This window comes from Algoriphagus vanfongensis DSM 17529, assembly GCF_000429465.1.
In the GTDB taxonomy this organism is placed as follows: Bacteria; Bacteroidota; Bacteroidia; order Cytophagales; family Cyclobacteriaceae; genus Algoriphagus; species Algoriphagus vanfongensis.
Genome location: NZ_AUBX01000010.1, coordinates 479,090 through 502,569 on the forward strand (window position 1 = coordinate 479,090; position 23,480 = coordinate 502,569).

A 23,480-nucleotide genomic window follows, 5' to 3' on the forward strand; every position below is an offset into this window, starting at 1 on the left:
GATACTATACTTCCAGTACCAACTACCACATGTATTGTTAAAACGATCCTTACTTCATTTCAGCTTTTGGGCCTTATTTCAATTTCCTCCGATCTCCAAGCTGAAACGGTTCACTGCCTACTTATTCTTCGGCTTGTCCCGCTGCATTTCTATCATATCTACCGGAGGCGGAGTATTATCTCCCAACAGATGTCTAACGAAATAGTCTCCCATTTTCCAGAAGAAATACTCAGTCATATCCCCGTAGCCATGACGCTGACCTGGCAGGATTACAAATTCAAAACGCTTGCCCGCCTTGATCAAAGCTTCAGCCATTCGGATGGTATTTGCAGGATGGACATTGTTGTCCACATCGCCAGTCGAAAGCATCAAATGACCTTTTAAGTTTTTGGCTAGGTCAGGGTTCTTTTCTATTTGGTAGACAAAGGTCGTATCACCTTTTGGCGAAACCTGCTCTTTGACTCCATGATGCTTCTCAGACCACCAGCGATTGTAAATATTGTTTTCATGATTTCCTGCAGAAGACACGGCTACTTTGAACACATCTGGATAGACCAACATAGCTGCGGTGGACATAAAACCACCTCCAGAGTGTCCGTGTATACCGACTTTATTTTTGTCCACAAAATCATATCTATCAGCCAGCTGCTCAATAGCAGCCTTCTTATCAGCCAATCCATAATCACGGAGATTTCCATAGCCGTAGTTGTGATACCACTTTGATCGTGCAGGATGTCCTCCTCTATTGCCCAAAGTAATCACTACAAAGCCGAATTGAGCCAAGCGATCTGTACGGTCCAAACTTCTGCCAAATGCCTTGTTGACAGCCTCAGTCTGAGGTCCAGGATAGACATATTCGATGATGGGGTATTGACGAGTAGAATCAAAATCATAAGGCAAATACATGACTCCATAAAGGTCCGTGATGCCGTCATCCGCTTTGAATTGGAAAGGCTCCGGAAACTGATACCCTGCGGCAAATAGTTGACTGAGATCAGCAGTCTCCAAGTCCATCACTTTATTGCCGTTTCTGTCCATCAAAGTAGATACAGGCGTAGTATTTACTCTCGAAGAGGTATTGACAAAATAGCTCGCATTATCATTGATATCGATGTCATGAGTAAAGTCCCCCTGATTGAGCAAGCTAACAGCTCCTCCATCCAAACTGACAGAATACAAATGCTCGTAGTATGGATCTTCACCTTTTTCTTTGCCATTGGCTACGAAATACACTTTTCTATTTCGCTCATCCACACGCGCCACTCCCCCTACATGGTATGGGCCAGAGGTCAATTGTCTTTTGAACGAACCATCTTTGCCATACAAGTAAAGATGTGCCCAGCCATCTCTCTCAGACCACCAGATGATTTCATTTCCTACTAGCTCGATTTTGTCCAAATCGATGTAGGTATTGCTTCGCTCTTCGATCAAAACTTCCTTTTCATTCGTCGATAGATTCCATCGAACCACATCTACTTTTTTCAAATCTCTGGAAGTCAACGCAAAATAGAATTCGTCCTCATCACCTAACCAAGTAGCTGGTCTGAAATCATCATCTCGGGTATTCGCAGCAGGAGTCGTGGACCAAAGAGAGATCGTTTGATCTTTAAATGTCGCCACTGGTAACTCATTCATTTTTTCTGACTCAAAAGAATAATGCAACAATTCGGATTTTGGCTGCTCTTTTTCGCCTGGCATCGCATACTTGTAGGTCTCCAATGTCGGTCTTGGATCTTTTGTATTATGGATCACCCAGAGGTCTTTGACCGAGCGAGAATCCGATCGGGTCAATACAAACTGCTCCGAATCAGTACTCCAAAGCACTCCCACTCTTTTGCGATCGTCTTTCTTTTTCTCTTCCTCCACATTGTCATCTCCACGGCCTCCCCAGCCATATTCGTAGTCCTTTTCTCCATCGGTCGTCAACTGATTCTCAACGATTGTAGAGTCTTTTTCATCCTTGACAGCCTTGAGAAAATTCTCCTTGTCCATCCAATACAGATTGTAATTTTTGGTATAGACTACTTTAGAGCTATCCGGGGCAATATTAGCCCAAGAGAGTCTTTTGGGATCTTTGACAGTTTCGATTTCTGTCAGAGTTTGTGTAGTGATGTCAAAGAGGAAAGTGTGAACTTTCTTTTCTAGCGAGTCCTTTGCATTCTTGTTCTTCTCTTTGATTTCATCCCAGTCAGACTTGAGGACATCTGCAGTGGATTTGACTTTGAACCGGATGGTATTCTCATCCTCCATAAGTTTCAGGTCGTCCAAATCCAGATGCTGACCATCATAAGGATCTTTGACTGCTTTGGTGATTTCAGCAGCTAGTTTATCTCGGTCAAAAAGTTCAGTTTTGGTTTTGCGACTAGCATCTACGACATACCATCTCTTGCCGTCACTGGTTTCATACTCATACCAAAACCGATCGGATTTCTTCATCCAATGCGGATTGACACTGGTAGAAAAAACCATCTTTCTCATTTTTTCAGGTGAAAAACGAGCTGCAAGCTCATAATTTCCTTGATAAACTGGCTCCTGTGCAAAAGCTGAAACAGCTGCAAGCATGAAACCAGAAAGCAGTAAAGTTTTCCTCATATCCTCTTTTTTTATTTTCGAAAATAGAAAGTGAGGATACAAGGATAAATACCGCTTAAGTAAAAGGCTTTACTGTCGAGATACACTAAAGGTCCCTACATCGAGCCTCCCAATGCCAAAAACAGGTTGATTCTCTGGGTGATTTTTTCCGTTTGGATTCGAATAAGTGCCATCTGAGAGTTGAAATAATCCATCTGCTGCATGGTCAAATCTCTTAAATCAGACTTGCCGACCTCATAAGAAATCTGCTCCAATTCGAATGCCCGATAGTTTTGAGCAACCGACTCTTTGAGAATACTCTCTCGCTGATCCACATTGCTGACTGTCTCCAGCGCTGTTTCCACATCTCCGATTGCCAACAAAACCGTCTTAGCATAATTTTGGACGGCTTCTTCCTGCTCCTTTGTCTTGACTATGACATTTTGCTTGAGCATTCCTCCCTGATAAATCGGAGCTACGAGACTGGCGCCCAAACTCCGAATCGGGTTGGAGAATTCGGGTACAAATGCCAAAACCTGACTGTGAACCGCACCTAAACTTCCTGTCAAGCTCAATTGAGGCAGTCTGGCCGCTTCTGCCGAGCGCACGCGGTGAAAACTAGCATTGAACTGGTGCTGGGCAGCCAAAACATCCGGCCTCCTTTCCAAAATCTGAAGAGGGATGCCCGCTGGTATCACACTCTCTAGTGTGATGAGGCTATCTCTTGTCTGCACTTCTGCTCCAGGATACCTCCCCAACAGAATCTCAAGCGCTCTCAGTTGATTATGATATGCCAAATCAAGCTGTTTGACACCATCTTCCAGAGTAGTCATACTTGCCTGTGCCAACACCAAATCCCGCTCGGTCCCCACTCCCACATCAAATCGTTTTTGTGCCACATCTACCAAGGTTTCCGAAAAAACCAACATTTGCAGAGCCAATTCCCGCTCCAGATGAAGGGCCGTAGCCAAATAGTAATTTCTAGCCACCGCTGCCGCAATAGATAGTCTTGCAAAGGAATATTCTGATTGAGTCGCCTCATACACCTCCTCCTGAGCACTTCGGGCATTTCGGAGTTTTCCCCAGATGTCAATTTCCCAAGCAGCCGAAAAAATAGCCCCATTGAGGCCTGAGCCACTGAAATCTCCTCCTAGTTTTGTAGTCTCCCTTCCGAGGATATTCAGACTTGGTCTCAAAGCACTCCTTGCCATCTCTACATAGCCCTGTGCTTGGGCTACACGAGTTTCTCCCACTCGGAGATTGATATTGTATTGCAAGGCTTCCAACACCAAAGTATCCAATACCGGATCATCAAATTCCTCTAGCCAATTTTCTCTAAAAACAGTGGAATCAGATTGTCCTTCCTGTGCCATCTTCCAAGTAGAAGGAAGAATGAAATTTGCGAAAGCTGCTGCCTGTAGCTCTTCCGAGTCAGGCGGATCCTTGACCTTACATCCATCCAGTAGCCACATGACTGCCACCAACAACATAAGATTGTAAAACTGATTTTGTCGCTTCATCATGGCATCAATGTAGTTTGAGTACCAGCCAGTCCATCTTGGTACCTACCCTCAAAATCACCTTTCTGACGATATGGATGATTTTTCCTTTGTCAGTATAAATCGCTCCCTGGCCTACAGCCCCTGGTGCCAAAAAAATCTCTTCCTCAGGAGAGACCTTGAGCCTAACTGCAAACCTTCCTTCGTGAAAGTCTGTCACCTGAGTATCCGGCAACACTCCACTCGCTGTCAATTGCCCCTGAGCATTGGCCCAGACTATGTGCTCTACCTCACAGTAAATGATCCTATTGGGATGGGTCTTTAGCGCTATTTCAGCCTCATCACCTTCCTGTACATAGCGCAGCTCATTTTGATGATATAAGGCTACGACCCATTGCTCGTCTTCTATAAAAGTCATCACAGGCTTCAGCGGAAACTGCACAGCCATTGCGCCGGGACGAAGTTGGAGATTGACGACACGCCCATCTGCAGGAGCCCGATAAATAGTATTTTCCAGGTCCCATTCCGCTATTGCCAGATCACTTTTGGCCTGCTCCAAATCAGCTCGAGCCTGGGATATTTCTGCCAATTCTCCGGCATCAGTCTGTGCCGATAGTTTTTGAATCACTTGTGACTTTTGAGATTCAGCGACTGCGAGTTGCGCTGTCAGATTATTGAAATTCGTCTGGGCCTGCTCATAGTCAAACCGCGACCCGGCACCACTTTCTGCCAATAGTTTGTTCTGATCCAGTCTTTTTTGCGCCAGATCTATTTCGGTTTGTATCACTCTGATCTGGCTATTTGCCGTCGCTATCTGTGTCTCCAACTCTCTATTGTATGCTTTGGCACTGACTAGCTTTGCCTTCAGGCCCGGGATTCTTGCCTCCAAGGCATTGACTTTGAGTTCAAATGGTGTCGGATCAATCCGAAACAAAACATCACCTTTTTTGACATGTTGATTGGGCTCGATGGGTACCTCCACTACCAGGCCTGTCACCCGAGGTACTACCTCCACATTGTAGTTCATGACCCTCACATCATGGGAAGAGGGCGCCATGATATTAAGTAGCAATATCAAAATCGCGATCCCCACCACCGGAATCGTAAAAACTATCACCTGAGATATCGTATTCCAAGGCAAGAGCTTGAACTTGAAAAAAATCAACCATACTATGATGGAGTAAACTGTCAGTAGTAATATTTCCATAGTTCGATAGTTAAAAGAATTTGTGTTTTCACATACTCACTACTTTACCAAATAGGCAAAATCAGACATCAACTGGTATGAAGAACCTTAACCTTTTTGATTGGTCTTTTCTTCTTGTAGGTCCTTCATCGTCTGCTCATGATAGTCTCCTTTGTCTGTCCCATAGGCCATTTTGTAAAAAACAGGCTTGGTGTAAGTCCAGAGCCATGCCAATGGCCATAGCAGTCCACCAAAGAAGAGAGAAAGAATACACAAAGCTTTGATGGCTTCTGCCTGAGGATGATTCTTTTTTTCAGCGATCTTTTCCGGTAGGATATGTACCATCAAAAACAGTGTAATGACCACAACCGGCCCTACAATAATCGCTACCCAACTGATAGCTCCCGCCATAGTATCCTCAAATGATTCTGCTCTGATCAGGGATGGCAACAGAAGCAAAGCCAGCATGACTGCGTATCTGGCACTTTTAATTGATTTGGTTTTCAAAAGAGTATTCATAATCAAAAGGGTTAATCATAAAAAACTAATACTCAGAAGATTTCAGGAAAGATGAAAAACTAGCTTTCTGCTTTTAAGACCTGAATTTGCTCCTAGTCAAATCTGAAATCCATATTAAGGTATAAAATATTGTGGGTAAATTCTAAGTATCTGATTACGATCTAGTTTGATATTCCCTATGAATATTAAAAATTGGCCCTAATCCACCTCTCACCGCAAGACTTTTTCGTTTTCCTTAACTTAAACTTCATGTACTCCAAAGGAAATTCTGAAATCATAGCAAATCCTTAACAAACTAAACATCATGGATTTATATACCTAAAATACCTTTCGATCAAAACCAATGGAGTGAAGACACAATTCAAAACAATCATCATCTCAGATGTCCACTTGGGAACCAAAGGCTCCAAAGCCAAAGAAGTGGTCCGATTTCTCAAACAATACCGATGCGAAAATCTGATCCTCAACGGAGACATCATTGACGGCTGGCAACTGAAAAAATCAGGAAGTTGGAAAAGAAAGCACACCCGCTTTTTCAATCGAATCCTAAAAATGATCGAGAACCACAAAACCCAGGTATACTACCTCCGTGGCAATCATGACGATTTCCTCGATCAAATTCTTCCTCTTCAGATCGGCAATCTGTCCATTCAGAATGATATGATCTACGAAAGTCAGGGCAAAAAGTACTTCATCACCCATGGGGATGTTTTTGATAGCATCACCACTAATCTGAGATGGATTGCCTATCTGGGAGATATGGGATACACCTTCTTGCTTTGGCTCAACCGTGTGGTCAATCACTACCGGGTCAAGCGTGGCCTACCCTACTTTTCCCTTTCGCAGTATGTCAAAGGAAAAGTCAAATCAGCGGTATCCTACATCGACCAATACGAAGAAGAACTCGCGAAAATGGCCAAATCAAAAGGCTGTGACGGCATCATCTGTGGCCATATTCACAAAGCCGAAAACCGAGAAATCGATGGCGTCCACTACCTCAACTCCGGAGACTGGGTGGAAACCATGTCTGCGCTTGCCGAAGATCACGAAGGCAACTGGCAGTTGATTTACTACAATGAGATAGATTTCAAAGAGATCAGAGATACGCAGTTTCACTCCACAGAGGAAATTGGAATCAAAAATCCTGGAATATTCCCATTGAGACAGGTTTCTTTTGATCAGACCAAAGATGATCTGATCGACCCACCAGCATATCGACAATGAAATTTCTATTCATCGTACAGGGAGAAGGACGGGGTCATATGACTCAGGCAATCGCTTTCTCCAAATTGCTCAGAACTCAGGGACATCAGCTGTGCTCTGTGGTACTAGGAAAAAGCAAACGTAGAGCGATCCCTGATTTTTTCAAACGCGAAATTCAAGCTCCGATCCATTGGATACCGAGTCCGAATTTTGAGTGTGATGCAAATGAAAAAAAAATCAGCCTCAGCAAAACCTTTCGGAAAAATCTAATCAAAACACCGCTTTTTCTGGAAAGTCTCTGGGAAATTCATCAGCTAGTCAGAAAACACCAACCCGACGTTATTCTGAATTTTTATGATATGCTAGGTGGACTCTACAATGGTGTTTTTAGACCCAAAGCCAATTATTGGGTGATCGGCCATCAGTACTTGGTCACTCATTCTGATTTTTGCTTTCCCAAGGGAAGAAAACTGGAGAAAAGTCTCTTTCAGCTAAACACTGAAATCACAGCCTGGGGAGCTGATGAGAGGCTTGCGCTTTCATTTACACCTTATGAGCAAGAAGGAAATACACGGATAGTTCCTCCGCTTCTACGCCCCGAATTGAAGCAATTGGATATCAAGCAGGAGAATTTTTACCTGGCCTACATGGTCAATTCCGGCTATGCGGATGAAATCATCCGATTTGCGCAAAACAATCCCACCATCGAAATCAAAGCCTATTGGGATAAGAAAGATGCCCAGGAAGTGGAAATGATTCGTCCCAACCTGACTTTTCATCAAGTGAATGATCGGAAATTTCTGCAAGACATGGCTGCCTGCAAAGGACTGGTCTGCACAGCTGGTTTTGAATCGGTGTGCGAAGCCATGTATCTGGGCAAAGCCATTCTTGTGATTCCCGTCGCAGGTCAATACGAACAAGCCTGCAATGCGCTGGAGGTTGAGAAATCCCAAATCGGCATTACAGCGACTGAGTTTGACTTTGGCTTATTGGAAAATTCGAAAATGGAGTCAAAAAGAAATCCCCAAGAATTCCGTCATTGGCAAAATTCCTGGGGACTTATTCTTCAAAATCTACTAGCTAAAGAAGAAATCGACTGGAGTGCTTCAAGCCCTTCGTTGGAAGTAGGATAAAATTAGCATCCCATCATTTTACGGTCCTCCTCTGTCAATTCTGAAGCAAGCTTAAAAAATTCCTTTCCATCTTTCACTAAGACGACATAGGGAGTCTGGGGACTTGTAGGTCTTTTCACCAACATTTTATCGTTATGATCCAGTCCAAAGTAGGCTGACTCCACCCTCTTGAATTGATTAAAAATAGCTTCCCTCTCCTCTTTTGATTTATAGATAAAATGCTCTCGATTGTTCCTTGTCAGTTCATAGGTATAATAAAGTTCTCTATAAACTTTGAGTAAAGTGACTCCATTTCCCTTTTGAGCAGGTGGCGGTGGTGGAGGTAATTGAGCTTTTTCTTCTTCAGTCAAATCCTTTGGTAATTTATAATACACCTCCCCATCTTTATCCAGGTGCACATACGGAGCATACGGATGAACTGGCCTTTCTGCTTTTCTTTTATCGTCAATAGGAAGCCTAAAATATCTCCCACCAAGATCTAGGAACAGCTTCATGATTTCCTCTTGCTCTGATTCAGATTTTTTGACAAAATGAACACCTGTTTCCAATTTCTCATTATAAGCCTCAAGGTCATTCAAGTATTCAGTCAGGTTATTGATCCGTTCATTGCGAGGAGGCCAAATCCCTGAATTGCCTACATATTTGATTTTTCGCACATCCAGCTTTCTTAATTCTGTCTGACAATCCGCCAATTTCCCCATCGATAACCCCGAATCGACCGAAAGATTGATCAGCATAGTGTTATCAAAATCTCTGAGAAGATCTTTTAAGTCTGTCAATTCATACACTTTCCCTTCATACGTAAACCCTCCATCTTTATTCAAATAGAAATTAAGCTCATTTGAGTGATCAATGGACTTAGGCTCTGTTCCTGAATTTTTCTCGACGAGAACATATTCCTTCTCACTAAAGCCATAAATCACCAAGCCGATCATAGGTAAAAGCACCAGAAGCTTGATGGCTCGAATAGCCGGTTTGGATTGCTTTTTCATCATTTCAAGACGTTTTTTGGTTAAAGAAAAATTCAAATTGCTGACCAATCCATTGGCTGATTTACCAGCGGCAAACTGAAGCAACTCCTGCTGATACCTGTGAAGAGGCCACTTTTTGAGAGCCGATTGATCTGCTATAAATTCGTGATTGAGCTGAATACTCTGCTTGGCCCAGTACAGCCCCGGATGAAACCAGAACGGCACCAACAGCAACTCAATAAATAGGATATCCCAGCTGTGTTTTCCTTGTACATGTGCAAGTTCATGCTCCAATACAGCGTCCGAAAGCTCCTCTTTTTCAAATTCCTGACGATTGACAAAAATGTAACGGAAGAATGTAAAAGGAACCACTTGCTCAGACAGCAAAACCAAAGTTTGGCCTCGATAAGTCACCCCTTAAAACAAAGAAGCGAATCAAAAAAATCAACGAAATCAAGCCGTATAGACTCCACATCACTGTTTCCCAAGGAAATTGCGACGATGTCACAATGGGAGTACTCGGCTGATCCGACACACTGCCCAAAGCAAAGATAGGCTCCGACTCCATTCTGTCTGCCGATGCATCTGCTACCACTTTCTCTTCTACCATCTCCACCCTTTGAATGGCATAGCTCGGGATCCAAAAGGAAAAGACAACAGCTCCCAGAAGGAAAAATCTATTGAATTGGTAAAACACCTCACTTTGTAGCCACAGTCTATGGATGGTCAGCAAGACCAGTAGACAAATCATGGATTTCAATAAATATTCCATCAGCTTTTTTGATCTAGATTAAAATTCACTCTAAGCTTCCGAGTTCCCCTGAGGAGGTACTGGCTTTTTCACTCTCTTTTGCCAATTTGGATTAGAAGAAAAATACATTTCTTTCAATTGCTGATAAACCTCACCCAACTTCATTTTATCCTTATCAGATTTTAAATCAATCTCAAGCAACTTTTCATAGTTAGCATAGATCTGTAAATATCGAGTAGTGCGATCTGGATAGTTTTGAATATCCTTATGCCAAGTTACTCTTCGCTCTGTCAATGTAATAGTATCAGCTCTACTCAACGGTTGAAACATCTCAGCATCCGGGCCGAATAACTTCAAATAGAGGTCTTTCCGATACAGTTTCACTTGATGTTCTTGAGGAAATCTTTTGGATCGTGCATTAGGATAAACATATGAATCAAAAAAGCCATAAAAATCCTCCGCTCGATATTTGTCCAATTCTGCATTTTGCACCACTATATCATCAACCCAAACTGCATATTGAGTGTGGTCTTTAAATTTTTCAAATAAGTCTATCGACGGAGACATCTTTTCAGCGCCCTTAAATTGAGGCCTGATCAGTTCTCCCTTTTGCTTTTCTGTCAATTGTGAATATGTCTTATGAGTATAATGCATTTGACTATCCTCAATTAGAAAATAAGCATTTTCATAATATTCCTGATCTGAAATGAGCCTTGTTTGCACTTGAGGAGAACTCATTTTTTGCACTGTTTTCTTTTCATTACTATCATCTACCTCAACGTACTCTATTTTCTTGACATCTAAGCCCTCCAGCATTTTCTCCAACTGATACACGACCTCCATGGAAGTTCCAGGACCAACCACAAGTCTAACCTCTTCTCTATTCTCAGTCAAAACATTCTCCAACTGTCCAAAAGAAAAAATTTTACCTTCAAAATCGAATGTCGAATCCCCATGGATTTTAAAAAGAGGCCTAGAATTGTCCGTACCTTTTACTATTGAAGTGTCGGTTTGTACCTCCTTCTCACTAAAGCCATAAATCACCAAGCCGATCATAGGTAAAAGCACCAGAAGCTTGATGGCTCGAATAGCCGGTTTGGATTGCTTTTTCATCATTTCAAGACGTTTTTTGGTTAAAGAAAAATTCAAATTGCTGACCAATCCATTGGCTGATTTGCCAGCGGCAAATTGAAGCAACTCCTGCTGATACCTGTGAAGAGGCCACTTTTTGAGAGCCGATTGATCTGCTATAAATTCGTGATTGAGCTGAATACTCTGCTTGGCCCAGTACAGCCCCGGATGAAACCAAAACGGCACCAACAGCAACTCAATAAATAAGATATCCCAGCTATGTTTTCCTTGTACATGTGCAAGTTCATGCTCCAATACAGCGTCCGAAAGCTCGTCTTTTTCAAATTCCTGACGATTGACAAAAATGTAACGGAAGAATGTAAAAGGAACCACTCGCTCAGACAGCAAAACCAAAGTTTGGCCTCGATAAGTCACGCGTAGATTTTGCTGGATTTGATTGTAGAGGATACTGATATTTCTCAAGAAGCGAATCAAAAAAATCAACGAAATCAAGCCGTATAGACTCCACATCACTGTTTCCCAAGGAAATTCAGACGATGTCATAATGGGAGAAACCGGCTGAACCGACACATTGCCCAAAGCAATGATAGGCTCCGACTCCATTCTGTCTGCCGATGCATCTGCTACCACTTTCTCTTCTACCATCTCCACCTTTTGAATGGTATAGCTCGGGATCCAAAAGGAAAAGACAACAGCTCCCAGAAGGAAAAATCTATTGAAGCGATAGAACACCTCACTCTGTAGCCACAGTCTATGGATGGTCAGCAAGACCAATAGACAAATCATGGATTTCAATACATATTCCATCAGCTTTTTTGATCTAGTTTTTCTTCAATGAGTGACTTCAATTCTTCCAATTCTTCTTTGGTCAGGTCTGTTTTTTTGGTAAAAAAGGAGGCAAACTGACCGGGAGAATCATTGAAAAAATTCTTGATCAACCCATTGATATGCTTGGAGAAATAATTCTCTTTACTGATCAAAGGAAAATATTGTCTCATATTTCCAACCGTCTCGTAAGACACAAAATTTTTCTCCTGCATCCTTTTCAGTAAAGTAGAAATCGTAGTAGCTGCAGGCTTTGGATCTGGGTACAGCTCCAAAAGTTCCTTTTGAAAGGCCTTTTGAAGTCTCCAGAGATGATTCATCAGTTCTTCCTCAGTTTTAGACAGTTTCATAAATCAACAGGTTTTCTACAAATGTAGAACAATGTTTTAATTCTACAAGTGTAGAACAGTGAATTTTCATTTCCTTTTTTGATTTAGTTCAAAAAATACCTTCCCATGATTTTGAATTGATCCCGATCCGGAGAAATACGTAATTTGGGATTTAGTCTTGGAAATAGTTTATTTTCACTACTGCTCAAAACTGAACCTATGTTAGCCGAACATATACGATTACAAGAAGACCGGGACTTCAAAAAACACTGGAAAAAGTGGGGACCCTATCTGACAGAAAGACAATGGGGTACCGTGCGGGAGGATTACAGTCCGGATGGAGCCGCTTGGGAAAATGTGACTCACGATGATGCCCGTAGCAAAGCCTATCGATGGGGAGAAGAGGGTATAGGAGGCATCTCAGACTACAAGCAAAAACTCTGTCTTGCCTGGGCTTTCTGGAATGGTAAAGATCCTTTGATCAAAGAAAGGCTTTTTGGCTTGACCGGAAACCAAGGAAATCACGGGGAAGATGTCAAGGAGATTTATTATTACCTCGACTCCACTCCCACTCACTCCTACATGAAGATGCTCTATAAGTATCCTCAGGAAGAGTTTCCCTATCAGCGGCTGATCGACGAAAGTCAGAAAAGAGGCAAGCTGGAGACTGAGTTTGAACTCATCGATACAGGCATCTTTGATCAAGACAAATACTTTGACATATTCATCGAGTATGCAAAGCAGGATGCCGAAGACATCGTGGCCAAAGTGACCATTCACAATCGAGGCCCTGAAAAAGCACCAATTTGGGTGATGCCGACATTTTGGTTTAGAAAAACATGGTTTACAGGACACGAACCTTTTCTACCTAAAATCAGCCTGGTGAGATCCAACCAAATCAAGGCTTTCAATCCCAAATCAGGCAACTACTCCATTACCTTCGATGGTCTGCCTGATATCCGATTTTGTGACAATGAAACCAACCGGGAAAGACTCTATGGGATTCCCAATGAAAAAAACTACCTCAAAGATGGAATCAATGATTTTCTGATCTACGGGGACGACTCCAAACTTAACCCTGCTTTCACAGGTACCAAGGCTGCGGCCATTTACAAATTGGAAATCGGCGCTGGGGAAAAAGCCGAAATCACCCTACGGATGCAACATCAGCTCGATGACAATCCACTGGAGATCTGCGAAAGTTGCCTTACCCAACGCAAGCAGGAAGCGGACGAATTCTATGATGAGCTCCAAGACCGAGTGACAGATATTGATCTGAAATCAATCCAGAGACAGGCCTATGCCGGCATGATGTGGTCCAAGCAGTTTTACTATTACGATGTGGAGCGATGGCTAGAAGGGGATCCGGGGCGCTATGTCCCACCAGTAGAGCGCAAAAAAGGAAGAAATCATCAATGGAGACATCTTCAAAACTATGACATCATCTCCATGCCAGACAAATGGGAATATCCTTGGTATGCAGCTTGGGATCTGGCATTCCACTGCATTCCTATTGCGAGGATAGATCCGGAGTTTGCCAAAAATCAACTGGTACTTCTCCTCAATGAATGGTACATGCATCCCAACGGGCAGATCCCTGCCTACGAGTGGAATTTCTCTGATGTGAACCCTCCTGTCCATGCCTATGCGGTGCAGCGGGTCTATCAGATCGACAAAAAAGCCAATGGAGGCAAAGGAGATCAGGAATTTTTGGAGAGAGCGATGCACAAGCTGATGCTCAACTTTACTTGGTGGGTCAATCAAAAAGACTCCGACGGTAAAAACATCTTCGAAGGTGGCTTCCTTGGTTTGGACAATATTTCCATTTTTGACAGGAGCCATGCCCAATACTACCAGGGTAAATTAGAGCAAGCAGACGCCACCTCCTGGATGGCCATGTTTTGCCTCAACATGCTACGGGTTTCACTCGATCTCTGCGAATTCAACAAAGTTTATCAGTTTACTGCGACCAAATTCCTGGAGCATTTCCTCTACATCGCCGGTGCGATGAGCAATATTTCCAAGGAACAGATTTCCCTATGGGATGACACGGACAATTTCTTCTACGATGTATTCCATGTACCTGGAAAAGAGTCTAAGAAAATGAAAGTAAGGTCCATCGTAGGCTTGATTCCACTTTTTGCGGTGGAGCCAGTTCGCGAAGAGCTCTTCAATCAACTCCCAGAATTCAAGAAAAGACTGGATTTTTTCCTTCGCGAAAAACCAAAACTTGCAGCGCTAGTTTCCAGTTGGAATCAGCCCGGCTATGAAAAAAGAAGGCTTTTCTCCCTTTTGAGAGGGCATCGAATGAAAAGTGTCCTCTACAAAATGCTCGATTCGGATGAGTTTTTGAGTGATTTTGGGATTCGTTCACTGTCCAAATTCCATGAATCCAACCCCTACTCCACCAAAATCAACGGAGATCAATTTTCGATCAAATATACTCCGGGAGAAGCCGATACGCAGATGTTTGGTGGCAACTCCAACTGGCGGGGCCCGATCTGGTTTCCAATCAATTATTTGATCATAGAATCACTGAAAAAGTTTGATTTCTATTATGGTGGTGATTTCAGCATAGAATACCCCACAGGCTCTGGCAAATACATGACCATGGACGTCATAGCTAGAGAGCTCTCTCTTCGATGCATGAAGATTTTTATGAGGGATGAAGAGGGGAATAGACCGTTTCAGGGTAAGCACGAAAAGCTCCAAAAAGACCCTCATTTCAAGGACTACATTCTATTTTATGAATATTTCCATGGTGACTCCGGTAAGGGACTAGGAGCCTCCCATCAGACAGGATGGACGGGACTGGTTGCCGAGATGATCCACAAATTTTACAAAGAGAAAAAACCACATACTCATGCCAACTCTGCTACCTTATTTAGAAGCTGATCGTCTGGAAGCGGGCTGCGATGAAGTCGGAAGAGGCTGCCTGGCAGGACCTGTAGTGGCTGCTTCAGTCATTCTACCCAATGACTACGCAAACCCTTGGATCAATGACTCCAAAAAACTCAAAAAATCTCAGCGGGAAGAACTGGTAGAAGAAATCAAAGAAGCTTCCCTCGCTTGGGCTATCGGTGAAGCCAGCGTAGCGGAGATCGATCAGATCAATATTCTCAATGCATCTTTTCTAGCAATGAAAAGGGCAGTTCTCTTGCTTAAAATCCAACCTGAGCATCTTCTGATCGATGGCAATCGCTGGAAATCAGATCTGACTCTCCCCCATACCTGTGTGATCAAAGGCGATGGAAAATTTGCGAGTATCGCTGCAGCATCCATTTTGGCCAAAGTCTATCGGGACAAATTGATGGAAGATTTGGCCTTAGACTTCCCGCACTACGGCTGGGAGACCAATGCCGGCTACCCGACCAAAATCCATCGGGCTGGTCTGGAGTCTTTTGGAAAGACAAGCTGGCATAGGAGTAGTTTTCAGCTTCTTCCCAAGCAAATCATGCTGGACTTCAAATAAAAAGCCATCCCTTGGGGATAGCTCGGTAGCTCAATGGGTGATTGATTACTACTACTTAGTCTTTTTTACGCTCGAAAACCAATTTTCCAGCTCCCTGACGCTCGCTTATAGGCTGCAATACAAGTTTCTCACTATCAAACTCCACAATCTTGGCCTGTCTAACCTCTTTCCCATCAAAAATCGTCAACACATTATCTTCGCTCAATTCGATTTTTGCTTTTTTCTGTACCAGCTGCTGATTCTCAAAATCTGTAAACTTCAAGGAGTCTCCCTCCACAAACTGATACACGGTGCTTTCTAGCCGATATTTGATCCTGTATTCCATATTGGCCAGAGTCGCCGAATCCGCATCTTTAAATTGAGGAGACTTTCTGATGCGGTCTATTCCATCAAAATAGACCAATTGCCATTTACCGAAAAGCTCTTGAAGTTGGATAGGGTTGCCATTCAATAAGAATGCAAGCAAGAGTACTGGAGCGCTGAATAGATTCATGCCAGCCTAACTCGCAATTATTTTGCCAAAAACTGAAAATCAGGATTCTACCACTTTTACATGGAGGAAAGGAAGCCATTCTGAGGCCTGTCTCTCGGCGTATTCTGCCAAAAAATAAGATAAGGAAGGTTTGAATGGCCTGATTCGCAATAGCATTCCTGCCTGCTCTGGAGTTTTGTCCCCCTTGCTCACATTGCAGCGATTGCAGGCAGTCACCAAATTGGTCCAGCTGGATTTACCGCCTTTAGATTTGGGAGTGACATGGTCGATGGTCAGCTGCTTCTTGCTCCCGCAATATTGACACTCTCCATTATCTCTTCTGAACACATTCAGCCTATTCAGCAATACTCCACGGTATGGGATGCTTTTGTATTCATTGAGACGAATAACTGCCGGGTAAGAAAAAGACCGGCTGACAGTCCTGATTTCTAATAAGTCATAGGTAGTCAAGACATTTGCCTTTTCTAATAAAGTAAGGACAATAGCCTTTTGGGCCGACACCACTGCTATCGGCGAGTGATCCATATTCAATACCAACACTCGCTTTTCCATAGACTTATATAAAAACGGACCTAGCCTGTAAGCCCATATCCGCAGTTTGTTTGCTTTGAAATGAAGACATCCACTCTTCAGTATCAGAAACTCTCATCTTGTGATCCATCCAGAGCACTTCTTCCATCCCAAGATAGATAGCAAAGTGATCACTTCCAGCCACTTCGTCCTTTAAAATAAACAAATCTCCCGGAAGTGCCTCTCCACTGGATATGACTTTACCGGGAAGATGCATGGAATCCCAGACATAGCCTCCAATGGAATAAATCAATGAAAAGCCCAAATGTTCGTCTAACCCAAAAATACTTCTGCCTCCTGCTTGCCAAGGAGCATTGATGTATTTGACGGCGATTTCTATAAGCTGATCTCTCCCTGCTCTTACTGCATGACTTCGTGTGCTCCCCGTAAATCCGACATGATCTTGCCAGTTGAAAAGCTCCAAATCTGAAAAATGAAGTCTGCTGCCCGGCAAAAGGTAAAGATTAGTCCCCATATATTCGATGGCCGCTATGGGACTGGTGACGACCTGAAAATCCTGACTCAAAAACGTCTCATAATCCTGTTGTGGGATTTCTTTGAGTGACTTGGAGGATATCCAACCACCCATTTTGGAGTCCTCATGAAAAATTCGATACCAAGTTCTATCGCTGGTTACAGCCCTCACTTGATAGCATTCGCCGAAAAGCAACTGAGTCAACAAAGCAGAGTCTACAGATGGCTTCCTGTAGACTGGAAGAATGGTTTGTCGGCAGATGCCGAATACATCATTTAAGGGCCATTCGCTGGAGTTCTCTTTTGGCATCTTTTTCCTTCAGATCCTGTCTCTTATCATGGAATTTCTTTCCTCGACCTAGGGCTATTTCCATTTTGGCCATCCCTCGGTCATTGATAAATATACGAACCGGAATGATAGTTAGACCTTTTTCCTGCGACTTAGTTTGCAGTTTTTCGAGTTCTCTCTTGCTCAAAAGTAATTTTCTATCTCTCACAGGCTCATGATTATAGCTCGCTGCCATGGTATAAGGCGCGATGTGCATTTGTCTCACAAAGAGCTCCCCATCTAAAAAAACACAAAAAGATTCAGTCAGAGACACTTTTCCTTCACGGATAGATTTGATCTCCGTGCCTTTCAGCACCATTCCGGCAGTGTAGGTGTCTATAAATTCAAACTGAAAGCTTGCCTTCTTATTCTTGATATTGATGATTTTATCAAACTTATTGACTTTGCTAGCCATACTAAATCTTCATTTTTGCCAAAGGTGTCACATCCATAGATGCAAATTCTCCCTCTTGATATTTAAAATGCGCAGCCATTGCGATCATCGCTGCATTGTCTGTACAGTATTCGAATTTGGGAATGTACAGGTTCCAACCTCTCTTTTTAGCCAAATCACTTAGCGTGTCCCTCAAGCCAGAATTGGCAGAAACTCCACCGGCAATCGCGACCTCCTTCACTCCATACTGCTTCACCGCCAATTTCAATTTGATCAGAAGCATCTCGATCAGGCTATACTGTATCGAAGCACACAAATCTGCCATGTTTTCCTTAATAAAATCCGGCTGATTCTGAATCTGATCTCGCAGAAAATATAAAACGGCTGTTTTGATTCCACTGAATGAATAATCCAATTCAGGCATTCTTGTAATGGGAAATTGAAACGCTTTCGGATTTCCTTCCTTTGCATACTTGTCAATCAGGGGCCCACCAGGATAAGGTAAGCCAAGTAGTTTGGCTGTCTTATCAAATGCTTCCCCCACGGCATCATCCCGAGTCTCTCCTATCACTTCCATTTCCAAAGGACTTTTCACCAAAACCAACTGCGTATGCCCTCCACTGACAGTCAGGCAGATGAATGGAAATTGAGGTTTTGGATCTTCGATAAAATGCGCCAAAACATGTGCCTGCATGTGATTCACCTCGATCAGAGGAACAGAAAGTGAATATGCCAGAGACTTGGCAAAACTCACCCCTACCAAGAGTGCGCCCATCAATCCGGGACCTCTGGTAAATGCAATTGCACTCAAATCTGAAAGAGCCAGGCCGGAACTGGCCAATGCCTCATGCACGACAGGAATGATATTTTCCTGGTGGGCTCGGGATGCCAATTCGGGAACTACCCCCCCATATTTTTCGTGGACTGATTGTGTGGCCACAATATTATTAAGTACTTTGCCATTTAAGATAAGAGAGGCAGAGGTTTCGTCACACGAGGACTCGATTGCTAGTATAGAAATATCTTTAGTATCCATTGGAAAAGAACACGAAAGTTACGGATTTTTTACACAAAGCCTTTCGAATACTCCTTTGGGTTGTCTTCTCTTTGTTGATCTCATTCTTGGCGATTGCACTGCTTCTGCAAACCGCGTCAGTCCAAAACTGGGCAATTGACCGGGTCACATCCTACCTGAACAAGGACTCCCAATTCACTACTAACATCGGTCGGATCGATCTCAACTGGTGGGATGCCCTGCAACTCAAGCAGCTGGAGATCCTCGATCATCGTGATAGTGTCATGATCGCGGCTGATGAGGCATTGGTTGATTTTGAGCTCAGTTCCCTTCTCTCTGTTGGATCACCATCTCTAGATCAAGTGAGACTGGAAAAAGCCACCGTCCAACTCATCACCCATGAAGGAGATGCTAGGATGAACATCAACCTTTGGGTCGACGAACTCTCCCAACTGTTTGGCTCAGGAGGAAGTTCCGGAGGCTCGGCATTTGGAATCGGCCAGATAGATTTGAGAAATTCACAATTTTCCCTTCTCAATCTAAACACCGAACCAATTACAGACGGTTTGGACTACAACCGCATGCATTTTGTCAATCTCAATGCCAGCGCATCGGACTTTGATATCATCAATGGAGAAGTGTCCATCCATATCAGCCATTTGTCAGGAACAGAAAGTGGCTCTGGTCTGAATATTAAAGAAATCAAAACCCAGTTTACTTACGCCTCCGAATTCATGGAATTTGACCAGCTGAATCTGGTCACGGACCACAGTCATATCCGGGATTATTTACGGTTTGAATATGCAACTCCCAGTTCCTTTACGGATTTTCTCAATAAGGTCGTGATCATCACGCGAATGGATGAATCCACGCTGGACCTAGAGGACCTGAGGTATTTTGCTCCTACTTTGCCGGACATAGAGGATGCCATCGTACTGACGGGTGAATTTCAAGGACCTGTATCGGATTTGAGATCCGAGGAATTTCTCTTGAGAGTAGGCAAAAAAACTGAGATTTTTGGATCCTTCCGCCTGGATGGTCTTCCGGATATCGATGATACCTACATTAACCTCTCCCTTCAAAACTCTACCATCGTATCCTCAGATCTGGCTCCTTATGTCAGCGAAGACATAGAGCGAGAACTGCTTAAATTCGGAACCATCCGCCTCAATGCGGATTTTGCAGGACTACTCAATCGCTTTAATACGAATGGAGAATTCAACACCAGCATTGGTCAAGTAGACGGAAGGGTCACCTATGAAAAACAAAACGGGACCAATAATCTGGTATCCAAAGTGACGATTCGAAATCTGGATTTGGGCAAAATCGCCGAATCTCCAGATCTTTTGCAAAAGGTAAGTCTGGAAGGAAATGTGAGCCTCAAAGGCAATACTCGAGAGGATTTGCTGGTAGGACTGGATGCTGCGATTTCCAAGATAGGAGTCAAGGGATATACCTATACCAATATTCAAACAGACGCCAACTATGGACTGGACCTCTTCGAAGGACACCTTTCGATCAAAGACCCCAACCTGAAACTCGTTGGTACGGGATCCATCAACTTGCGGGACACCTCCGAAGCAATCAATCTACGGGTACAGCTGGACACAGCCAACCTGGACATCCTCAATCTGGCCAGCAAGCAGACTTTTGTCTCCGGAGAACTGGAAATGGACACGAAGGGAATCAATATCGATGATCTTACGGGAATCATGAGGGTCAAAGACCTTCAAGTAGGATATGATGGCCGCTTTCTGGAAGTCGGTGATTTCTTTTTCCAATCACTCTTTGCAGGAGGTACTCGGACGATGTCTCTCAACTCTGATTACCTGGTAGCAGGCGCATCTGGACAGTTTGCTGTGGAGCAAATGGCCAAAGATTTCCCTGTCTTGTACAGTCAATATCTCGCGATCTTGTTCAAGCAAGAGCAGCCCGTCGCAGATGTAGAAGAGTACTTCAATCAGGAATATAAAATTGACTTAAACATCCGACTCTTGGATGTCAACCCACTCATTCAACTCATTCAGCCTGATTTTTACATTTCCAAAAACACCCTGATGGAAGGGGCTTTTTATCAGACTGCTGAGAACACTATCTTCAATTTTTTCACAGCGATCGACACGCTGCAATACAATGACAACACAGCGCATAATGTCAACATTGACTTCAATACTTCCAAACTGATCAATAGCGAGGATGTATTGGCCTCTTTCTACATTTTCTCAAAATCCCAAAACTTGGGCACATCCCTCGAGTTTTCCAACTTTGGATTTGAGGCCATTTGGGACAATGATAACCTGGATCTGGACTTTGCACTAGACCAAGACAGTACTGCCAGTAGTGCCAGGATCACAGCTGAAGCTACTTTTTCACCGACACAGACCAATTTATCCTTTGCTCCATCACAATTGATTTTATTGGGAGATGAATGGCAGTTTGACCCGGAAAACCAAATCCGAATCCAATCTGAAGGAATTGAGTTTGAAAATGTGAAAATCCAGTCCCAAAATCAATCGATCGATCTAGAGGGCATCTTGGGAAAAAACCCAGAAAACAAACTCATAGCTACCATAGATCAGGTCAATGCCAATATTCTCAACACATTGACTCCGCAGGAGTATCAGGGAAAAATCAATGGTCAGCTGACGGTATCGGTGGATTCTGTTCAGATGCGAGGCTTCGAATCCGAGTTGGGAATTGACTCTTTGGTGATCAATAACATCCCAATCGGCAATCTGAGTACTCGCGCCCATCTGAGCCAAGACAAGCTGGAACTGCAACTGGAAAATGAGCTAAATGGCAAAAAAACCATTTATCTCGGGGGAAATCTTTTGCTGGAAAATCAAGAGTTTGACCTGAACGGAGAATTGACCAATGCTGAGCTGGCGATTTTTGAGCCTTTTCTTTCCAATTACATTTCAGGTTTGGGCGGAAATCTCTCCGGCAATATCCAACTACAAGGCACAACGGAAAACCCAAAACTTCTGGGACGCGGCACATTCAATCAGGGAAAACTGCGGGTAAATTATCTCAACACTCCCTACCAGCTGGATGGAGGATTTGTATTCCAACCCGGGAGAATAACATTTGACAGGTTGGTAGCAAAAGACCTTAATGGTAATACTGCAAATATCAGCGGAGGATTGACCTATCAGGGACTTGATGATATTTTCTTGGACATCAATGCCCGGCTAAACAACTTCCACGTGCTCAATACCTCAGACAAGGACAATGAGGTTTTCTATGGACTGGCATTCGTCTCAGGCAATATCGAAATCAAAGGGTCTACGACGAATCTGGATATCAATGCCCGAGCTACCAGCCAGCCAAACACCCGGATCTACATTCCACTAAGTAGCAGTGACGAGCAGACGAGTGAGGAATACATCCACTTCATCAATATTCAGGATACGGTGAGAATCCAAGAGCTTGCCGAAGAAGTCAACCGCCTCAATATCGAGAATGTCCGCATGAATTTTGAACTGGATCTCACTCCGGATGCTTACGCTGAGATCATCATCGACCCACGAACTGATGAAAAAATCTCCGGAAGAGGCCGGGGAGTTTTGACTTTAAATATCGACACACAGGGTAATTTTTCTCTGGCAGGATCCTACGAAATCACCCAAGCCACCTACAATTTCTCCCTCTACAATGTGATTAAGAAGGAATTTGCCGTGGAGCCCGGTGGAAGGATCACTTGGTATGGAGATCCCTATGAAGGCGTCATGAACCTGACAGCCAAGTATTCCGAATACGTGTCCATCGCTCCACTGCTCACAAGCAGCACGCCTCAAGATCAGGAGAGCAGTGTCAGCAATCGGCGCTATCCTGTGGGTGTCATCATGAACTTGAATGGAGAACTACTTTCTCCTGAGATTACCTTTGGGTTTGACTTTTCGCAGTTCCCCAATACCGGAGATATCCAAACTGCCATCTCCTCTTTCCAATCGAGGATAGCCAATGACGAACAGGAAATGAACCGTCAGGTGTTTTCTGTGATCATGACCCGCTCTCTGTCTCCGGAGGGGCAGTTTGCCGGAGTCAATACGTTCTCCAATAGCTTGGGGCAATTGATTTCTTCTCAGCTCAATTCATTTCTAGGACAGGTAGACAAAAACCTGGAAATCAACGTCGACTTGGCTTCTTTGGATCAAAGTGCTCTGGAAACGTTCCAGCTTAGTGTGGCCTACACTTTCCTTGATGGAAGGCTTCGCGTATCACGAGATGGAGGTTTCACGGATAATACAGGAAATGCGGATGCCGCTTCCATCATAGGAGATTGGCAGGCGGAATACTTGCTGACTGATGATGGAGTCTACCGAATCCGGATTTTCAACCGCAACAACTTCAATACCTTCACCTCCCTTTCACTCTCCAAAAATGTAGCTACCTACGGAGTAGCGGTATCCCAAAACGTTTCTTTCAATTCCTTTTCCGAATTGTTCCAAAAAATCATCCGTAAAAAACAAAAGCCGGATCTACTCTACGAAGACTCAGACAACTACCTCCGCTACAATCAAGAAGGAGGTGAAAACTGGAAACCCATCAATCTGGATAATATTGAAGACAGAATAGATTCGCTGAAGCAAACCAAGAGTCAGTTTCTTTATATAAGAGAGGAGGAAGACTAAACAATCTGATGGCTTAAATGC

18 protein-coding genes are annotated in these 23,480 nt (G+C 43.6%); 5 read left to right on the plus strand and 13 right to left on the minus strand.

Annotated elements, in window-relative coordinates; all coding sequences use genetic code 11:
* Nucleotides 1–117: 117 nt before the first annotated feature.
* The 4 genes from G460_RS0107305 to G460_RS0107320 form a co-directional block, all read right to left on the minus strand.
* A complete protein-coding gene (locus G460_RS0107305) occupies nucleotides 118–2,592 on the minus strand; it encodes a S9 family peptidase (RefSeq protein ID WP_026954739.1) in 2,475 nt (824 codons plus the stop codon).
* A 95-nt stretch (nucleotides 2,593–2,687) separates the two neighbouring features.
* On the minus strand, nucleotides 2,688–4,094 hold the full coding sequence (locus G460_RS0107310; RefSeq protein ID WP_084421200.1) for an efflux transporter outer membrane subunit: 1,407 nt from the start codon (nucleotides 4,092–4,094) through the stop codon (nucleotides 2,688–2,690).
* Between the two features lie 4 nt (nucleotides 4,095–4,098).
* Complete coding sequence (locus G460_RS0107315; protein ID WP_026954741.1) at nucleotides 4,099–5,277, minus strand: HlyD family secretion protein; 1,179 nt, start codon at nucleotides 5,275–5,277, stop codon at nucleotides 4,099–4,101.
* A gap of 87 nt (nucleotides 5,278–5,364) precedes the next feature.
* Complete coding sequence (locus G460_RS0107320) at nucleotides 5,365–5,775, minus strand: DUF3302 domain-containing protein (RefSeq protein ID WP_051315958.1); 411 nt, start codon at nucleotides 5,773–5,775, stop codon at nucleotides 5,365–5,367.
* A gap of 348 nt (nucleotides 5,776–6,123) precedes the next feature.
* On the opposite strand from G460_RS0107320, the gene G460_RS0107325 reads away from it, so the two are divergent.
* Nucleotides 6,124–6,999 (plus strand): UDP-2,3-diacylglucosamine diphosphatase, encoded by an 876-nt coding sequence (locus G460_RS0107325; RefSeq protein ID WP_026954743.1) that lies wholly within the window; start codon nucleotides 6,124–6,126, stop codon nucleotides 6,997–6,999.
* A complete protein-coding gene (locus G460_RS21595) occupies nucleotides 6,996–8,111 on the plus strand; it encodes a glycosyltransferase family protein (protein WP_051315959.1) in 1,116 nt (371 codons plus the stop codon). The genes G460_RS0107325 and G460_RS21595 overlap by 4 nt, the downstream gene beginning before the upstream one ends.
* Nucleotides 8,112–8,113: 2 nt before the next feature.
* Here the strand turns inward: G460_RS21595 and G460_RS22625 are convergent, their stop codons facing one another.
* From G460_RS22625 to G460_RS0107350, 4 genes are read right to left on the minus strand one after another with little or no spacing between them, the layout of a single operon-like run.
* Nucleotides 8,114–9,475 (minus strand): M56 family metallopeptidase, encoded by a 1,362-nt coding sequence (locus G460_RS22625; RefSeq protein WP_026954744.1) that lies wholly within the window; start codon nucleotides 9,473–9,475, stop codon nucleotides 8,114–8,116.
* Nucleotides 9,459–9,854 carry a hypothetical protein gene (locus G460_RS0107340; protein WP_026954745.1) on the minus strand — a complete coding sequence of 132 codons (396 nt, stop codon included), beginning with the start codon at nucleotides 9,852–9,854 and terminating at the stop codon, nucleotides 9,459–9,461. The genes G460_RS22625 and G460_RS0107340 overlap by 17 nt, the downstream gene beginning before the upstream one ends.
* Before the next feature lie 30 nt (nucleotides 9,855–9,884).
* Nucleotides 9,885–11,732: a M56 family metallopeptidase gene (locus G460_RS0107345; protein WP_026954746.1), complete on the minus strand. Its 1,848-nt coding sequence runs from the start codon at nucleotides 11,730–11,732 to the stop codon at nucleotides 9,885–9,887.
* On the minus strand, nucleotides 11,732–12,100 hold the full coding sequence (locus G460_RS0107350; RefSeq protein WP_026954747.1) for a BlaI/MecI/CopY family transcriptional regulator: 369 nt from the start codon (nucleotides 12,098–12,100) through the stop codon (nucleotides 11,732–11,734). The genes G460_RS0107345 and G460_RS0107350 overlap by 1 nt, the downstream gene beginning before the upstream one ends.
* Before the next feature lie 198 nt (nucleotides 12,101–12,298).
* Here G460_RS0107350 and G460_RS0107355 point away from each other — a divergent pair, with 198 nt between their 5' ends.
* Nucleotides 12,299–14,974 carry an MGH1-like glycoside hydrolase domain-containing protein gene (locus tag G460_RS0107355; protein ID WP_026954748.1) on the plus strand — a complete coding sequence of 892 codons (2,676 nt, stop codon included), beginning with the start codon at nucleotides 12,299–12,301 and terminating at the stop codon, nucleotides 14,972–14,974.
* Nucleotides 14,943–15,551, plus strand: a complete 609-nt coding sequence (locus G460_RS0107360; protein WP_035464201.1) for a ribonuclease HII — start codon at nucleotides 14,943–14,945, stop codon at nucleotides 15,549–15,551. Before G460_RS0107355 ends, G460_RS0107360 begins: the two co-directional genes overlap by 32 nt.
* 55 nt (nucleotides 15,552–15,606) lie before the next feature.
* Here the strand turns inward: G460_RS0107360 and G460_RS0107365 are convergent, their stop codons facing one another.
* The 5 genes from G460_RS0107365 to tsaD are packed head-to-tail and all read right to left on the minus strand — an operon-like array spanning nucleotide 15,607 to nucleotide 18,846.
* Nucleotides 15,607–16,044 carry a lipocalin-like domain-containing protein gene (locus G460_RS0107365; protein ID WP_026954749.1) on the minus strand — a complete coding sequence of 146 codons (438 nt, stop codon included), beginning with the start codon at nucleotides 16,042–16,044 and terminating at the stop codon, nucleotides 15,607–15,609.
* Nucleotides 16,045–16,083: 39 nt separating this feature from the next.
* Nucleotides 16,084–16,596 (minus strand): HNH endonuclease, encoded by a 513-nt coding sequence (locus G460_RS0107370; protein ID WP_026954750.1) that lies wholly within the window; start codon nucleotides 16,594–16,596, stop codon nucleotides 16,084–16,086.
* 4 nt (nucleotides 16,597–16,600) lie between these two features.
* Nucleotides 16,601–17,398: a hypothetical protein gene (locus G460_RS22630; RefSeq protein WP_157366884.1), complete on the minus strand. Its 798-nt coding sequence runs from the start codon at nucleotides 17,396–17,398 to the stop codon at nucleotides 16,601–16,603.
* A complete protein-coding gene (gene smpB, locus G460_RS0107380) occupies nucleotides 17,361–17,831 on the minus strand; it encodes an SsrA-binding protein SmpB (protein WP_026954751.1) in 471 nt (156 codons plus the stop codon). The genes G460_RS22630 and smpB overlap by 38 nt, the downstream gene beginning before the upstream one ends.
* 1 nt (nucleotide 17,832) lies before the next feature.
* Nucleotides 17,833–18,846 (minus strand): tRNA (adenosine(37)-N6)-threonylcarbamoyltransferase complex transferase subunit TsaD, encoded by a 1,014-nt coding sequence (tsaD, locus tag G460_RS0107385; protein WP_026954752.1) that lies wholly within the window; start codon nucleotides 18,844–18,846, stop codon nucleotides 17,833–17,835.
* Nucleotides 18,847–18,932: 86 nt separating this feature from the next.
* Here tsaD and G460_RS0107390 point away from each other — a divergent pair, with 86 nt between their 5' ends.
* Entirely contained in the window at nucleotides 18,933–23,459 is a 4,527-nt protein-coding gene (locus G460_RS0107390) for a translocation/assembly module TamB domain-containing protein (protein WP_157366885.1), read from the plus strand.
* Nucleotides 23,460–23,480 lie beyond the last annotated feature (21 nt).

Coding starts and splice junctions, on each gene's coding strand:
- G460_RS21595 (WP_051315959.1), top strand. CDS start 6,996: ATGAAATTTCTATTCATCGTACAGGGAGAAGGACGGGGTCATATGACT.
- G460_RS0107345 (WP_026954746.1), bottom strand. CDS start 11,732: ATGGAATATGTATTGAAATCCATGATTTGTCTATTGGTCTTGCTGACC.
- G460_RS0107340 (WP_026954745.1), bottom strand. CDS start 9,854: ATGGAATATTTATTGAAATCCATGATTTGTCTACTGGTCTTGCTGACC.
- G460_RS0107370 (WP_026954750.1), bottom strand. CDS start 16,596: ATGGAAAAGCGAGTGTTGGTATTGAATATGGATCACTCGCCGATAGCA.
- G460_RS0107315 (WP_026954741.1), bottom strand. CDS start 5,277: ATGGAAATATTACTACTGACAGTTTACTCCATCATAGTATGGTTGATT.
- G460_RS0107320 (WP_051315958.1), bottom strand. CDS start 5,775: ATGAATACTCTTTTGAAAACCAAATCAATTAAAAGTGCCAGATACGCA.
- G460_RS22630 (WP_157366884.1), bottom strand. CDS start 17,398: ATGCCAAAAGAGAACTCCAGCGAATGGCCCTTAAATGATGTATTCGGC.
- G460_RS0107310 (WP_084421200.1), bottom strand. CDS start 4,094: ATGATGAAGCGACAAAATCAGTTTTACAATCTTATGTTGTTGGTGGCA.
- G460_RS0107305 (WP_026954739.1), bottom strand. CDS start 2,592: ATGAGGAAAACTTTACTGCTTTCTGGTTTCATGCTTGCAGCTGTTTCA.
- G460_RS0107355 (WP_026954748.1), top strand. CDS start 12,299: ATGTTAGCCGAACATATACGATTACAAGAAGACCGGGACTTCAAAAAA.
- G460_RS0107350 (WP_026954747.1), bottom strand. CDS start 12,100: ATGAAACTGTCTAAAACTGAGGAAGAACTGATGAATCATCTCTGGAGA.
- smpB (WP_026954751.1), bottom strand. CDS start 17,831: ATGGCTAGCAAAGTCAATAAGTTTGATAAAATCATCAATATCAAGAAT.
- G460_RS0107360 (WP_035464201.1), top strand. CDS start 14,943: ATGCCAACTCTGCTACCTTATTTAGAAGCTGATCGTCTGGAAGCGGGC.
- G460_RS0107365 (WP_026954749.1), bottom strand. CDS start 16,044: ATGAATCTATTCAGCGCTCCAGTACTCTTGCTTGCATTCTTATTGAAT.
- tsaD (WP_026954752.1), bottom strand. CDS start 18,846: ATGGATACTAAAGATATTTCTATACTAGCAATCGAGTCCTCGTGTGAC.